At 72.2% G+C, this 15,000-nt stretch carries 10 protein-coding genes and 1 pseudogene; 6 read left to right on the plus strand and 5 right to left on the minus strand.

Annotation, left to right across the window (positions count from 1 at the left end; all coding sequences use genetic code 11):
• The first annotated feature begins 538 nt into the window (after positions 1–538).
• Positions 539–1,528, plus strand: a complete 990-nt coding sequence (locus tag CP984_RS36065; RefSeq protein ID WP_030177853.1) for an alpha/beta fold hydrolase — start codon at positions 539–541, stop codon at positions 1,526–1,528.
• 63 nt (positions 1,529–1,591) lie between these two features.
• On the opposite strand, the gene CP984_RS36070 is transcribed toward CP984_RS36065, so the two are convergent.
• On the minus strand, positions 1,592–3,091 hold the full coding sequence (locus CP984_RS36070; RefSeq protein ID WP_030177851.1) for an amino acid permease: 1,500 nt from the start codon (positions 3,089–3,091) through the stop codon (positions 1,592–1,594).
• 495 nt (positions 3,092–3,586) lie between these two features.
• Here CP984_RS36070 and abc-f point away from each other — a divergent pair.
• The 3 genes and pseudogenes from abc-f to CP984_RS36085 all read left to right on the plus strand — a co-directional run bounded on the left by abc-f (position 3,587) and on the right by CP984_RS36085 (position 8,442).
• A pseudogene (abc-f, locus tag CP984_RS36075) lies at positions 3,587–5,205 on the plus strand (ribosomal protection-like ABC-F family protein).
• A gap of 331 nt (positions 5,206–5,536) precedes the next feature.
• Entirely contained in the window at positions 5,537–6,679 is a 1,143-nt protein-coding gene (locus CP984_RS36080; RefSeq protein ID WP_003982354.1) for a baeRF2 domain-containing protein, read from the plus strand.
• A gap of 542 nt (positions 6,680–7,221) precedes the next feature.
• Positions 7,222–8,442, plus strand: coding sequence for an amidohydrolase (locus CP984_RS36085; RefSeq protein WP_003982355.1), 1,221 nt, complete (start codon positions 7,222–7,224; stop codon positions 8,440–8,442).
• Here CP984_RS36085 and CP984_RS36090 read toward each other — a convergent pair.
• Positions 8,406–8,606, minus strand: a complete 201-nt coding sequence (locus CP984_RS36090; protein ID WP_003982356.1) for a hypothetical protein — start codon at positions 8,604–8,606, stop codon at positions 8,406–8,408. The two genes, CP984_RS36085 and CP984_RS36090, sit on opposite strands and share 37 nt — an antisense overlap.
• A gap of 95 nt (positions 8,607–8,701) precedes the next feature.
• Positions 8,702–10,801, minus strand: coding sequence for a catalase (locus CP984_RS36095; RefSeq protein WP_003982357.1), 2,100 nt, complete (start codon positions 10,799–10,801; stop codon positions 8,702–8,704).
• A gap of 443 nt (positions 10,802–11,244) precedes the next feature.
• Here CP984_RS36095 and CP984_RS36100 point away from each other — a divergent pair, with 443 nt between their 5' ends.
• Both CP984_RS36100 and CP984_RS36105 read left to right on the plus strand, forming a co-directional pair.
• The gene (locus CP984_RS36100) at positions 11,245–11,994 is read left to right on the plus strand and encodes a SigB/SigF/SigG family RNA polymerase sigma factor (RefSeq protein ID WP_003982358.1); all 750 of its coding nucleotides are present in this window, start codon (positions 11,245–11,247) and stop codon (positions 11,992–11,994) included.
• A gap of 55 nt (positions 11,995–12,049) precedes the next feature.
• Positions 12,050–12,883, plus strand: coding sequence for a VOC family protein (locus tag CP984_RS36105; RefSeq protein WP_226048739.1), 834 nt, complete (start codon positions 12,050–12,052; stop codon positions 12,881–12,883).
• Positions 12,884–12,928: 45 nt separating this feature from the next.
• On the opposite strand, the gene CP984_RS36110 is transcribed toward CP984_RS36105, so the two are convergent.
• Complete coding sequence (locus CP984_RS36110; RefSeq protein ID WP_003982360.1) at positions 12,929–13,687, minus strand: class I SAM-dependent methyltransferase; 759 nt, start codon at positions 13,685–13,687, stop codon at positions 12,929–12,931.
• 100 nt (positions 13,688–13,787) lie between these two features.
• Positions 13,788–14,999 carry an aminotransferase class V-fold PLP-dependent enzyme gene (locus CP984_RS36115; protein WP_003982361.1) on the minus strand — a complete coding sequence of 404 codons (1,212 nt, stop codon included), beginning with the start codon at positions 14,997–14,999 and terminating at the stop codon, positions 13,788–13,790.
• Between the last annotated feature and the right edge of the window lies 1 nt (position 15,000).

Here is a 15,000-nt window from a genome sequence, read left to right on the forward strand (position 1 = left end):
GCACGCCGACGCGGCCACGAGTGTCCTGGACTTCGACACGACGGGGATCAACGACCTCCAGGCGGTCGGCTTCACCATCAAGGGCAAGGTGGGCGAAACCGTCGACGCCCAGGTGCCGTATCCGAGGAACTTCGTCGATCCCGAGATGGCGGTGACCCTGCCCGAGGGCGTCAGCCTGGTCACCGTGCCGCGCGGCGAGCACACGAGCGACATGGTCTACTGCGAGCCGGGCGCGTCCGGGAGCGGCCCGGCCGAGTGCCACGGCTATGAGGTCGGCGGCACCTGGGTGCGTGTCCGCATCGACCGGCGGGTCGAGGGTGCCCGGGGATCGGTGCACGCCCTTTCCGGACCGAAGACCGACCCGAACCAGCAGACAACACGGCACCGGTCACGGTCGAATACACCGGCTGAGCCGGGAGGGGCCGGCGGCTCGCCGGGCAAGGGCGTTTCCCCGCGGGCCCGTTGGCCGTACCGTTCGGTGCGGAACGTACAGTGCCCGCACCGTCCGGTGCACCCGCGAGCGACCGCAGGAGGACATGTGACCAGCGAAGTCGAGCACAGCTCCGTCGAGGTGAACGGCGTCCGGCTGCACATCGCCGAACAGGGGGAGGGGCCCCTGGTGGTACTGCTGCACGGTTTCCCGGAGTGCTGGTACTCCTGGCGGCACCAGTTCGCGCCGCTGGCCGCGGCCGGCTACCGCGTGGTGGCCCCCGACCAGCGCGGCTACGCGCGCAGCGAGCAGCCGGCCGACATCGCCGCGTACACGATGCTGCACCTGACCGGCGATGTGATCGGCCTGATCCACGCGCTGGGGGAGGAGCGGGCGGTCGTCGTCGGCCACGACTGGGGCGCGCCGGTGGCCTGGACGACGGCCCAGCTGCGCCCGGACGTCGTACGCGGCGTCGTCGGGCTGAGCGTGCCGCCGGCCCCGCGCTCGCCCGCGGCGCCGCTGCCCCGCCTGCGCGAGGCCCTCGGGGACGGCTTCTACCAGATCTACTTCCAGGAACCGGGCGTCGCCGACGCCGAGCTGGCTCAGGACCTGCCCGCCACCTTCCGCGCCATGCTGGTCAACGGCTCCGGTGACAGCCCGTTCACCGACCCGCCCCAGCCGTGGGTGATCCCGGAGGGCGGCAAGCTGCTGGACACCATGCCGCAGCCGGAGGAGCTGCCCGCCTGGCTGAGCCAGGAGGACATCGACACCTTCGTGGGCGAGTACGCCCGGCACGGCGACCGCGCCTTCACCGGCGGCCTGAACTGGTACCGCAACCTCGACCGCAACTGGGAGCTGACGGCGCCGTTCCAGGGCCGCGGCATCGAGGTACCCGGGCTGTACCTGGCGGGCGACCGCGACCTGGTGCGGTCCTTCCCCGCGATGACCGAGCTGCTGTCCGCCCTGGAGCGGATGATGCCGAACGTACGCCAGGCCCCGGCCCTGCCCGGCTGCGGCCACTGGACGCAGCAGGAGCGGCCGGACGAGGTCAACGCCGCGCTGCTGGAGTTCCTGGCGGAGCTGCCCGCGGTCGAGTGAGGACGCGGAAGGGCCCGCCACGGACCGGTCCGTGGCGGGCCCTTCCGCGTCGATGACGAGCGGTTACGACACCGTGGCGTCGGCCTGCTCGGCCGCGTCCGGTACCCCTTCGGCGAGCCTGCTGTGGCGCCGCCCGTACCCGAAGTACAGCGCGAGGCCCACCGCGAGCCAGACCAGGAAGCCGACCCAGGTGATCAGCTGGAGGTTGAGCATCAGGTAGAGGCAGCACAGCAGCGAGACCAGGGGGATGAACGGCACCCACGGCGTGCGGAAGGCGCGGGGCAGGTCGGGGGCGGTGCGCCGGAGGATCAGCACGCTGGCCGAGACCGCGGCGAAGGCGAACAGGGTGCCGATGTTGACCATCTCGGCGAGCACGTCGAACTTCATGAACGCCGCCAGCGCCGCCATGATCACCGCGAGCACCACCAGGTTGATCTTCGGGGTGCCGTGCTTCGGATCGACCTTGTACAGCGCCTTCGGCAGCAGCCCGTCCCGGGCCATCGCGAAGATCACCCGGCTCTGCGAACGGAAGCAGATCAGGCTCACCGCGGCCAGGCCGACCACCGCGCCCAGACTGATGATCGTGGCGAAGAACGGATGGCCCTTCGCCGTGAAGGCGTCGGCCAGCGGCGCCTTCACCGACAGCTGCGAATAGTGCTGCATTCCGGTGACCACCAGGCACACCGCGACATACAGCACGGTGACGACGACCAGCGAGGCGATGATGCCGATGGGCAGATCGCGCTGCGGGCGGCGGGTCTCCTCCGCCGAGGTCGCCACCATGTCGAAACCGATGTAGGCGAAGAACACCATCGCGGCTGCGCTGAGAATTCCCGCGACACCGAATGCCGTCGGCGTGATACCGGTCAGCAGCTGCAATACCGGGGCCTGCAAGCCGGAGACCTTCGCGGTGTGCTGCGCCTCCGGCACGAAGGGGTGGTAATTGTCGGTGTCGATGAAGAACAGCCCGGCGATGATGACCAGCAGTACAATCGCGAACTTGATGCCGACCAGCACATTGGTGACGCCCTTCGACAGCTTTCCGCCGACGATGAGCACCGCGCCCAGCACGAGCACGAGAAGCGCCGCGGGCAGATTCAGCACGGCGTCGTCCCCGCCGCTCAGCGCGGCCGGCAGGTGCAGTCCGACGCTGTTGAGCATCGATTGCAGATAGCCGGACCAGCCGACCGCCACCACCGCCGTCGCCAGGGTCAGTTCCAGGCTCAGCGCCCAGCCGATGATCCAGGCGGGCAGTTCGCCGAGCGCCGTGTACGAGTAGGAGTACGCGGAACCCGCGACCGGCACCGAGGAGGCGAATTCCGCGTAGCACAGCGCCGCGCAGGCGCAGACAGCGGCGGCGACGACGAAGGAGAGCGCCACGGCGGGCCCGGCCATGTTCCGGGCCACCGTACCGGTGAGCACGAAGATTCCGGTGCCGAGAATGACACCGACCCCGAGGATGGTCAGATCCAGAGCGGAAAGGTCCCGGCGAAGGCGTTGTTCGCCTTCTCCGCGAGCCTCCTTGACGGCTCGCTCCAAAGGCTTTTTGCGCAGCAGACTCACGGTGGGTATTCCGAACTCTCTCAAGGGGTACGGGAACGGTCGTACGCGTTCCCGGTCGGAGTGTCCGTCAGGCGTCCGCGTCCTCGCAACGTAACGCTCCGGCGTCTCAAATACTGGGACCGCCGCCCGGAATCCCGGGACGCCGCGGGATCGGCGGACAACATCCGGTGACCGCTCCGCGGCGCGGTAATTCCCGTTCGCCCGCCGTGCCCGTCGGCTACAGTGGCCACATGGCTTCCTGGTACTACTTCCTCTGAGACCGGGCGTGACCGCGGACGGCCGGCCCCGGCCGTCCCACCGTACGAACGGCGCCTGCCCGCGCGACGACATCCGCGCCGCCGCGCCGCTTCCGCGGTCACTTTCTCCCCGCAGCCGAGCCCTCCGCCGTGCTGCGTTCCCGGCCTCTTATCGGAATCCGGCCCCCGTGCCCGACAGCGCACGGCGCGGCCATGACGTACCCAGGGATTTCCCGTGCGCCATCGCGCCCAATTGACCATGAAGGACGTTTCCGTCGCCTTCGGTGACCGCACCGTGCTGGAGCGGGTGTCGCTGACCGTGCGCCCCGGCGACAAGGCCGGCGTCATCGGGGACAACGGCTCCGGCAAGTCCACCCTGCTCCGGCTGCTGGCCGGGGACGTGGAGCCCGACGCGGGCGAGATCACCGTGTCCTTTCCCGGCGGTGTCGGCCACCTCGGCCAGACGGCGGACCTCGACCCGCGCGGCACCGTCCAGGACGCCGTCGACACCGCCCTCGCCGAACTGCGCGGCCTCGAAGCCCGGATACGGGCCGCCGAAGCCGCCCTGGCCACCGCCACACCGGACGAACTCGACGCGTACGGCGAGCTGTTGACCGCGTACGAGGAGCGCGACGGCTACCGGGCGGACGCCCGCGTGGACGCCGCGCTGCACGGCCTCGGCCTGGCACACCTCACCCGCGACCGGCTGCTCGGCTCGCTCTCCGGCGGCGAGCGGTCGCGGCTGTCGCTGGCCTGCGTCCTGGCCGCGGCCCCCGAACTGCTTCTGCTGGACGAGCCGACCAACCACCTCGACCAGCGGGCCACCGCCTGGCTGGAGGCCCACCTGAAGGCCCACCGCGGCACGGTGGTCCTCGTCACCCACGACCGGGAGCTGCTCGAAGCGGTCACCTCCGACATCCTCGAAGTCGACCGCGACCTGCGCACCGTCACGCGGTACGGCGACGGCTGGCAGGGCTACCGCACGGCGAAGGCCGCGGCCCGCCGCCGCTGGGCGCAGGACCACGAGGAGTGGCGCGCGGAGGTCGCCAGGACCGCCGAGCTGGCGGAATCGGCCGACCGGCGCCTGGCCGGTACCGGCAAGGACCCCCGCGAAGGCTTCGGCAAGCACCGCCGCTCCCATGAGGCGAAGCTGTCCGGTCAGGTCAGGGCGGCCGGGCAGCGGCTGGCCCGGCTCCGGCGCGACCCGGTACCGCCGCCTCCCGTACCGCTCCGGTTCAGCGCGGAGCTGACCACGTACTCGGACGGGCCCGCGCACACGGACGCCCTCTCGCCGAACTGGCCGGCATCACCGTCGGCGACCGCCTGCGCCTCGACGGGCTGACCGTCGCGCCGGGCGAGCGCCTGCTCGTGACCGGCCCGAACGGCGCCGGCAAGACGACGCTGCTGCGCGTGCTGGCCGGTGACCTGCGCCCCGACACGGGCACCGCGCGCCGCCCGGCCCGTACGGGCTACCTGGCGCAGGAGCTGTCCGCCGCGCCGCCCCGGCGGTCCCTGCTGGCCGCCTTCGCGGCCGGGCTGCCCGGCCCGCCCGAAGAGCACGCGCCCGTGCTGCTGTCGCTCGGGCTGTTCCGGGAGGACGACCTGGCGGTGCCGGTGACGGCCCTGTCCGTGGGCCAGCGGCGCAGGCTGGAGCTGGCGCGCCTGGTCACCCGCCCCGCCGACCTGCTCGTTTTGGACGATCCGACCAACCACATCTCCCTCGGCCTCGTCGAGGAGCTGGAGCAGGCGGTCGCGGCCTATCGCGGTGCGGTGGTCGTGGTCTCCCACGACCGCCGCTTCCGCCGCGGGTTCCGCGGGCGCACGCTGGAGCTGGACGGTGGCCGGGCGGTACGGGAGGGCGCCGCCGCCAGCCGCTGAGGGCCGCGCCTAGGTTCGTGGCGGGGGACGGGCGCGCTCCGGGGTGCGCCCTTCGGCCCGAGGGCCGACAGTGGAGGGGAAAGCCGTCCGGAACCCGCGAGGAAAGGGTGAAGGGGCGATCGGTCCCGTGGCGGCGTGGCATGACGGCGCGGTGAGCGGGCACGCGTGCGGACGGGCCGGGCGGTGGCCCCGGGACCACACGGACCACAGGAAAACCGTCCGTACACGTTGAAACTGCTGAGAACCGGGCACCCGGCACACCATCAAGACATCACGTCAAGGCTGTCACGACCGTCAGTCGGCGACCCGCGAATTCCGAGGAGGAAGCGCCATGCACCTCTCGCTCCTTCAACCGATCATCGACCGGCCGGGCCCCTGGGCTTCCGTGTACGCCGAAATCCCGCACAGCACCGAGGACGCGGCCAAGCAGCGGGAACTCTCGGCGGACGCGGCGGCCAGACAGCTCGCGGAGCAGGGCGCCGACCGGGCCACGTGCGACGCGGTGCGCGCGACCCTGGCGAACGCACGGGCCGACGGCGAACCGGCCGACCTGTCCGGACGGGCGGTCTTCGCCACCGGCGGCGAGGTCGTCCTCGACGCGCCGCTCTCCGGCCGGCCCGCCCGGTCGTTCGCGAGCTGGTCCCCGCTGCCCCGGATCACCCCGTGGGCCGAGGCCGCGGCGGACGACGTACGGTGCCTGGTCGTGTACGTGGACCGGGAGGGAGCCGACTTCGCGCTGCACAGCGACCAGGGCGCCCTGGACGCCGGTAATGTCGAGGGCCTGGACTGGCCGATCCACCGCACCGCGACGGCCGACTGGTCCGAACGGCACTTCCAGACCGCGGTCGAGAACACCTGGGAGCAGAACGCCGGCGAGATCGCCGAGGCCGCCCAGCGGGTCTTCGAGAGCTGCGGCGCCCAGGTCATGCTCCTGGCCGGCGACCCGCGCGAACGCCGCTCGGTCCACGACAAGCTTCCGGAGCCGCTGCGTACGGTGACCTACGAGAGCGACCACGGCGGCCGGGCGGCCGGCGCCGACAGCACCAGGCTCGACCGCGACATCACCCACGTCCGCGCGGCCTTCGAGCACGACCACGTCACGGACGTGCTGAACCGCTTCCGGGCGGGCGCCGACGTCGGCGGCACCGACCCCGCGTACGCCGCGTCCGGCGTACCGGCCCTCATCGAGGCGGCGCGCGAACACCGCATCGACACCCTGATCCTCACACCGGGCAGCGCCGACGCCGGCCGCGAGGTCTGGGTGGGCGCCGACCCCGACCAGCTCGCGGTCCGGGGCACCGAACTCCAGTACCTGGGTGAGACGAACCCGTCCGCGGCGCGCGCGGACGACGCGCTGCTCCGCTCGGCCGCCGCCACCGGAGCCGAGGCCGTCGTCGTACGCGACCCCGCCGAAGCCCCCGCGGGCGGCCTCGGCGCCATCCTCCGCTGGAGCACGCCCACCCAGCACCAGTAGGCGGGCCCTCAGGCCGGAGACCGGTGCGCCGGGCAGTTTTCCCCTCGCTGCCCGGGGCACCGGTTTTCGTCATGCGCGGGAGGGCGCCGGAGGCGGCGACTGCGGGAGCGTGCGACGGGTGGCGGGCCGCTCCTTCCGCCGGGGCCGGCCGTCGGGTCCAGGGCCGCCCCGGCAGACAGGGCCGAGCGGGTCGGGTGGAGCCATAGGGCTGGGATCACCTCGACCGGCTGGGACTCGGCCTGGGTGCAGACCGTCGCGTCAACTCGACCTTCCTTTCGTTCATCCTCCTGTGGCCCACGCTCGCAGGCTAGGAGCGGGCGCACCGGCCGGACAGGGCGCACGTTCCGCGCCCGGTCGCGGAAACCGGGCGCACACCGGGCGCCGCGGCGCGTCCGCCCCAGAAGGCGCGCGGCGCATCAGGGGGAGGCGGTCCCGGTGCCGTACGGGTGAGGGCGGTGGTTCTCCGGAGAGCAGCGGGGAGTCCGGAGGCACCGGGTGCCTGCGAAGCTGGGGGCCGAACGTCACCGACAGGGAGGTTCACCGTGGCCCGTACCGCCCCCGTATCCGCCCACGCGCCCGACGACGCGCTCCGCGCCCGGCTCGACGCCGTCGCCGGGCGACTGCTGCACCTCGCCCGTGACCTGCACGCCCACCCGGAGACCGCGTTCAACGAACACCACGCGGCGGATGCCCTCACCACGCTGCTGGCGGACGCGGGCCTCACGGTGGAACGCGGGACGGCCGGGCTGCCGACCGCCTTCACCGCCACCGCGGGCCCCTCCGGCGCGGACCTGACCGTGGGGCTGTGCCTGGAGTACGACGCGCTGCCGGACCTCGGCCACGCCTGCGGTCACCACCTGATCGCCGCCGCGGGCGCGGGCGCCGCCATCGCGCTGGCGGCGGTCGCCGACGACCTCGGGCTACGGGTGAAGGCGCTGGGCACGCCCGCGGAGGAGAGCGGCGGCGGCAAGGTGCATCTGCTGAGGGCCGGGGCCTTTGACGACGTGTCGTTCGCGATGATGGTCCACCCCGGCCCGGCGGACGACTTCGGCGGTACGTCCCGGGCCTCGCGCGGGGTGCAGGCGGAGTACCGGGGCCGCGCCGCGCACGCGGCCATCGCCCCGTACGACGGCGTGAACGCGGCCGACGCGTGCGTGATCGCGCAGACCGCGCTGGCCCTGCTGCGTCAGCAACTCCCCGACGGCGTACGGATGCACGGCATCGTCACGCACGGCGGGGACCGCACCAACGTCATTCCCGCGCTGGCCCGCGTCAGCTGGCAGCTGCGCGCCGACACCCTGGACGAACTGGAGGCGCTGTGGCCGCGCGTACGGGCCTGCTTCGAGGCGGGCGCGGTGGCCACCGGCTGCGAGCTGTCGCTGACCGAACCGGCCGCCGCCTACGCCGACCTGCGGCAGGACGCCTGGCTCGGCGACACCTACGCCCGGCACGTACGGGCCCTCGGCCGTACGCCCGAGCCCGCCGCCTCCATCGGCGCGTCCACCGACATGGGCAACGTCAGCCACGCCCTGCCCGCCATCCACCCCACCATCGGTCTGGGCTGCGCGGCCCGCCCGCACACGGCCGAGTTCGCCGCCGCGGCCGTCGGCGAGCAGGCCGACCGCGCCGTACTGGACGCAGCCCTGGCCCTGGCCCGCACCGCCGCCGACCTGGCCACCGACCCGGCCCAGCGCACCCGGATCACCGACGCCCACCGGGCACGGTCCTACCGGCCCTCATCGGCGGGCTCGCCCTTGGGGTGACCCGCCGCATTCTGCTGCTCCTCCAGATTCGTGGAAAAGGTGTCCCCCTCCTTCCCGACCCGCTCGTCCTCGTCCGGCTCCTCCGTGACGTCCAGCTCGGCGTCCTCGAACTCCTTGACCAGTTCGTCGGCGGCGGAGTCGGTGTGCTTGGGGTTGTTTCCCATCGGGTGGTCCTTTCTCTCGGGTCCGGAACGGGGCGGGGCCGGGCCCGCAGGAATCCTGCGGGCCCGACCCGTGGTCTGTTGTGCGGTTCCCGGACTCAGCTGGGCAGCGCCGGACGGCTCCAGTGCCGGTGGGCGGCCACCGCCTCGGTGAAGGCGCCGGTGAAGTCCTGGGCCGTCGCGCCGGCCGACAGGCGGTCGGTGACGATGCCGGACTCGGTGACGGTCGAGTCGCCCTCGGCAGCTGTGCGCAGCTCGTCCGGCAGCATGTCGGCCAGCTTGTCCACGCTCGCGCCCAGGGCGCCGATCGGCTTGCCGTGTCGGTAGGCGCTGCGGACGAACCGCAGGGCCGCGTCGTCGGCCGCCGCGTTGCCGGAGTCCAGGCCACCCGGGGGCAGCAGCACCGCGTCGTAGAGCACCGAGGCGACCGTGGGCAGCGCCCGGTCCACGGCCAGGGTGCTGCCGTCCTTGTCCTGGACGGTGCCGTCCTGGGGGGCGATCAGCTCCACGATCGCGCCGCCTTCGGTCAGCGCGTCGCGGACCGCGATGGTCTGCGCTGCGTCCACGCCGTCGGAGACCAGGACCGCGATCTGGCGGGTGCTGATCGAACCGTCCCCGCGGTTGTTCTCAAGGCTCAGCGCGGGGGAGGGGGTGGGCTGCGGCGTGTTCGGGCGCTCCTGCGGCGCGGGTACGCCGATGCCCTCGGCGACCGCGACGGCCAGCGCGTGGTCGACGTACGACAGCTGCTCGACGGTACGGGCCCGGACCTCCTTGGCGCCCACCTTGCCCAGCTCGAAGCGGAAGGCGTCGACGATGTGCTTCTGCTCCCAGTCGGCCATGCTGTGCCAGAACATCGCCGTCTGGGTGTAGTGGTCCGCGAAGCTGGGGCTGCGGCGGCGGATCTTGCGGCCGTCCACGCGCTCGGTGTAGTGCCGGAAGGCCGGGTCGTCGGGGTCGGCCAGGGCGGGGCAGCCGCCGCCGAGGGAGTTCGGGAAGTAGTTGGTGCCCCGGTGGATCTCGTCCTGGTGGAAGCCGTCGCGCTGGTTGTTGCGGACCGGGGCGACCGGGCGGTTCACCGGGATCTGCGCGAAGTTCGGGCCGCCCAGGCGCAGCAGCTGGGTGTCCAGGTAGGAGAAGTTGCGGGCCTGGAGCAGCGGGTCGTTGGTGAAGTCGATGCCCGGCACGACGTTCGCCGTGTGGAACGCGACCTGCTCGGTCTCGGCGAAGAAGTTGTCGGGGTTGCGGTTGAGCACCATCCGCCCGATCGGCTGTACCGGGACCTGCTCCTCCGGAATGATCTTGGTGGCGTCCAGCAGGTCGAAGTCGAAGTCGTGCTCCTCGGACTCCGGTACGAGCTGCACACCCAGCTCCCACTCGGGGTACGCGCCGGCCTCGATGGTGTCCCACAGGTCGCGGCGGTTGAAGTCCGGGTCCCGGCCCTGGGCCTCCTGGGCCTCGTCCCACACCAGGGAGTGCACGCCCAGCTTCGGCTTCCAGTGGAATTTCACGAAGGTGCCCTGACCCCGCGCGTTGACGAACCGGAAGGTGTGCACGCCGAAGCCCTGCATCATCCGGTAGCTGCGCGGGATGGCCCGGTCGGACATCAGCCACATGATCGTGTGCAGTGTCTCCGGCTGGAGCGAGACGAAATCCCACAGCGTGTCGTGCGCGGAGGCACCCGTCGGGATGTCGTTGTGCGGCTCCGGTTTCACCGCGTGCACGAAGTCGGGGAACTTGATGCCGTCCTGGATGAAGAAGACCGGGAAATTGTTCCCCACCAGGTCGTAATTGCCCTCCGATGTGTAGAACTTCGTGGCGAATCCGCGGACGTCACGCACCGTGTCCGCGGAGCCCCGCGGCCCCTGCACGGTGGAGAACCGGACGAACACCGGAGTCTTCACCGACGGGTCCTGGAGAAACGCCGCGCGGGTGAATTCCGCACACGACTGGTACGGCTGGAAGTAACCGTACGCACCCGCGCCGCGGGCATGCACCACACGTTCCGGGATGCGCTCGTGGTCGAAGCGGGTGATCTTCTCCCGGAAGTGGAAGTCCTCCATCAGAGTGGGGCCGCGCTCACCGGCCTGGAGGGAATCGTCGGTGTGGTCGACCGTTACGCCCTGGTCGGTCGTCATCGGCCCGGAGGCCGGGTCTTCGGCGCGGAAGCGGTCACGCTGTTCTTGCTTCGGGTCGGCCATCGGATTCCTGCTCCTTGTCTGCCCTGTACGTGCGAAACGTGCTGACGCCCGCACGGCGATTTCGCGCACGTCGCGTCCCGCATCCGCGACGGTGCTCCGCCGGGCTGGGTAACCGCCCGGCCGGTTACCCAAACATGCGTTTCGCGCCGGTCGGTGAAGGGGTTGTGGCGACGCGTGACCTCTCCGGGGGCGGGGCGGCCCGAATCGTCCTATGCTCATGATGCAGACGTTGGGCGTGTGCCGAATGCCTGGTCACGCCGGGCGTCCGGGGAGCTGTGTGCTGTCCGCTCGGTGTGCTTCCACCGTCTCGGTGACGACGCCCAGCCCCCGCGTCCGTTGGGAGAGTGGATCCCGTGAGCACAGCCGTCACGGCTCCGTCGCGACGTCGGCGAGCCTTTCCGGACACGCCCGACGCGGCGGAGACGAACGCCGTTTTCGCGCGTATGGCAGAACTGCCCGAGGGCCTGGAGAAAAGGCGGCTGCGGGACGAACTGACACGTTCCTGGCTGCCGATGGCCGTACGTCTCGCCCTGCGCTTCCGGGACCGCGGGGAAAGCATGGACGATCTGAAACAGGTCGCCGCACTGGGCTTGGTGAAGGCCATCAGCGGGTACCGCCCGGAGCGTGGCAGCGCATTCGAGAGTTACGCCATCCCCACCATCGTCGGCGAGGTCAAGCGGCATTTCCGGGACTGCACCTGGGGCGTGCACGTACCGCGCCGCGTCCAGGAACTGCGCAATACCGTACGGCTCGCCGTACGCGAACTGGCGGCGGCCTCCGACAGCCGTTTCCCGACCGTCCCCGAGATCGCCGAACGCACCCGGCTCTCCACCGAGGACGTCATCCTCGGCCTGGAGGCCATCGAAAGCTACAAGACCCTTTCCCTGGACGCCGAGCGGCCGGGCGCCGACGACGATTTCGCGCTCCGCGACAGCATCGGCTTCACCGAGCCGCAGTACGAACTGGTCCTGGCCAGGGAAACGGTGCGCGACGGCCTGCGCGGCCTGCCGGAGCGAGAGCGCCGTATTCTGTACATGCGCTTCTTCTGCGATATGACACAGAGCCGTATCGGCGAGGAACTGGGGCTGTCCCAGATGCACGTGTGCCGCCTCATCAAGCGGACCTGCGCCCGCATTCGCGAGCAGGCCGACGGCGCCGGCCCGGAGGCGCCCGCCAGTTCGGTCGCGGCATGAGCCGCTGAGATGACATGCGGTCCTGCCTTTCCTGGTAGGACCGCAGTAGCAGTTTTTGGACACAAAGGTGGAGAAGGGCCGGCTTTACATGGGCGACTGCCAGATGACGTTCGTTCCCGGGGTGCCGTCGTGGGCCACCCTCCTGACGGGGGACCTCGACGTCGCGACGCGTTTCTACGGACCGCTGCTGGGCTGGCGGTTCGAGGCCGGACCGGACCGGTGGGGCCCGTACGTACGGGCGATGGCCGGCGACACGGCGGTGGCAGGGCTGAGCGCGGCCGCCCGCCACACCGAGCTGCCCAACTCGTGGACCACGTACTTCGGTACCCGCAACGCGGACGACGCGGCCAACGGGGTCCGCGAACGCGGTGGCACGGTCGCCATCGGCCCGCTGGACTTCGACGCCGGCCGGCTGGCGCTGGCCGCCGACCCCGCCGGCGCGCGCTTCGGCCTGTGGGAGTGCCGCGAGAACACCCCGCAGACCGACCTGCAGCCGGCCGGCCCCGGCGCACCGGTCTGGGTGGAACTGCGCACCCGCGACGCGTTCGACGCGGCGCGCTTCTACGGCGACCTCTTCGAGTGGCTCAGCGAGGAGGACACCGCCACCCCCTTCGACGTGCGCTGGGAGAACGAGCGGGTGGTGCTCAGCTTCGAGGGCCGGGACGCGGTGGGGCTCTACGGCGGCGCGATCGAGGCGGCGGCCGACCCGCAGGTACGGCCGCGCTGGAACATCCACTTCCAGGTGCCGGACGTCGAGGAGGCCGTCGAGACGGCCAAGAAGCTCGGCGGCCGGGTGGAGTCCAAGGCGGAACGCACCTCGCAGGGGCCGGTGGCCGAGCTGCGCGACCCCGAGGGGACCCTCTTCCACATCATCGGCGCCCAGACCTGACCGGCCCCGCCGCCCCACGGCCCGTAAGGACCGCGTCCGCGCCCGCTACCGCACCGCGACCAGCACCGCGTCCTCGCCGAACTGCCAGACCGGCGCGGCGTGCCGGAAGCCGGACCGGCGCAGCAGCCGTATGTGGTGGCTCAGCGGCAGGCCGTTGTGCACGTGGTGCGGGGTGTGCCGGGCGCGGCGGGCGGTGAAGGGGTCGGCCAGCTCCGGGTCGGCGGCGGCAGCGGCCCACCAGGAGGCCCAGTCCTCGCGGCAGGCCGTCCGCTGCCGTTCGGCCCGCCGCAGCCCGACCTGTACGGCGACCTCCGCGGCCCGGTCGCCCGCCGGACCCCGGAACCGGTCGCTGTTGACCAGCACGCCGCCGGGCCGCAGCAGGCCGGCGAGATCCTGGTACGCGCGGCGCAGCGCGTCCGGCGCGAGGCAGTGCAGCGCCGTCGAGGACACGGCCGCGTCGAGCGGGCGGTCCAGGCCCAGCGCACGGGTCCAGCCGGGCGCGCCGACCGGCGCCTCGACGAAGCGCACCGCGTCGCCGTGGTGGGCCTGCCCGAGCGCGAGCAGGACGGGGTCCTTGTCCACGGCCACGATGTCCGCTCCGGGCAGCCGCCGGGCGAGGCGCGCGGCCAGTGACCCGGGCCCGCACCCCAAGTCCGCCACGAGAGCCCGTCCCTGATGTGCCGTCACTTTCTCCACGGCGTCCGCGATGACCGTGAAGCGCTCCTCACGGTCGATCGCGTACCGCTGCTGCTGCCGTTCCCACCGCCGCACCCACCGCGCGGCCGTGGCCACACTCAGTCCCATCCGGTCGCGTCACCTTCACCGTCTCGCACCTGTTGGCCGAAGTGGTTCTCAACCTACAGGTGAAAACGGTTTCCAAACGCGTTCTGTCACTCCAAAGGGGTCAGGCACACGACGCCAGGACGTCCAGCAGCCGGTCGACCTCCTCCGGCGCGTTGTAGGCGTGCAGGCTCACCCGGACCGAGTGCTGCCGCTCGCCCCCGCTGCCCTGGCACAGGCTGTCCGAGCGGACCATGAAGCCGTGGTCGAACAGCGCGAAGCCCAGGTCGCCCGAGGCGATGGCGTGGTGCCGGAAGGTGACGATGCCCTGGCGCCGCTGGACGTCCGCGTCGGCCGCCAGGCTGCGCCGGCACCCCAGCACCTCGTACGCGGGCAGCCGGCGCAAGCCCTCGGTCAGCCGGGCGGCCAGGGCGGTGGTCCACCGCTCGACGCGGTCGGTGCCGACGGCGTCCAGCCAGTCGAAGGCGGCCCGCAGACTGCGGATGCCGGTGGTGTTCGGGCTGCCGTCCCACCCGCCCGGCTCGAAGACCGGGCCCCGCGCGTTACGGGCCCACACGGCGCCGGAGCCGGGCAGCGCCAGGGCCTTGTGCCCGGAGAAGACGGCGAAGTCCACGTCCAGGTCCGCCAGCGACACGGGGATGTGGCCGACGCTCTGGGCCGCGTCCAGGCAGATCGGCACGTCGGGACCGACCGCACGGCGGATGCGGTGGACGTTCATGTCGCCGCCGTAGACATGGTGGACGTGGGTGACCGCCACGAAGCGGGTCCGCGGCCCGGCCAGCCCGGCCAGCGCCTCCGGGTCGTAGTCGCCGGACCCGGCCTGGTACGGCATCGGGCGGACCCGGATGCGCAGGCCCTGCCGCGCGAGCAGGTCCCGTACCTCCAGCCACGGGACGATGTTCGCCTGGTGATCCGCGAGCGGGACCACGATCTCGTCGCCGTCCGCCAGATGACCGGCCAGCCAGTCCCGCGCGACGGCCCGCAGCCCCGCCGTCGCCCCGCTGACGAAGTGCACCCCGGAGCGCTCCGGCGCCGGGTCGCCGAGGAATTCCTTGATCCGCTGCCGGGTCTCCTCGACCAGCGCCGTGGTCCGGTTGGCCCAGGTGTACGTGCCGCGCCCGGCGTTGGCGTTGCCGGTGGTGAGGTAGTGCAGCACGGCGTCCAGCACCGCCTGCGGCTTCTGCGTCGTGGCGGCGTTGTCCAGGTAGGCCAGATGCGGGGCACCGGTGATGATCGGGAACTGGGCGCGGACGGCGGTGTGCCAGTCGCGCAGCTCCTCCAGGGCCGCGGTGGCGGGGACGTCCATCGTGGTCATC

It is taken from the genome of Streptomyces rimosus, from assembly GCF_008704655.1.
Classification (GTDB): domain Bacteria; phylum Actinomycetota; class Actinomycetes; order Streptomycetales; family Streptomycetaceae; genus Streptomyces; species Streptomyces rimosus.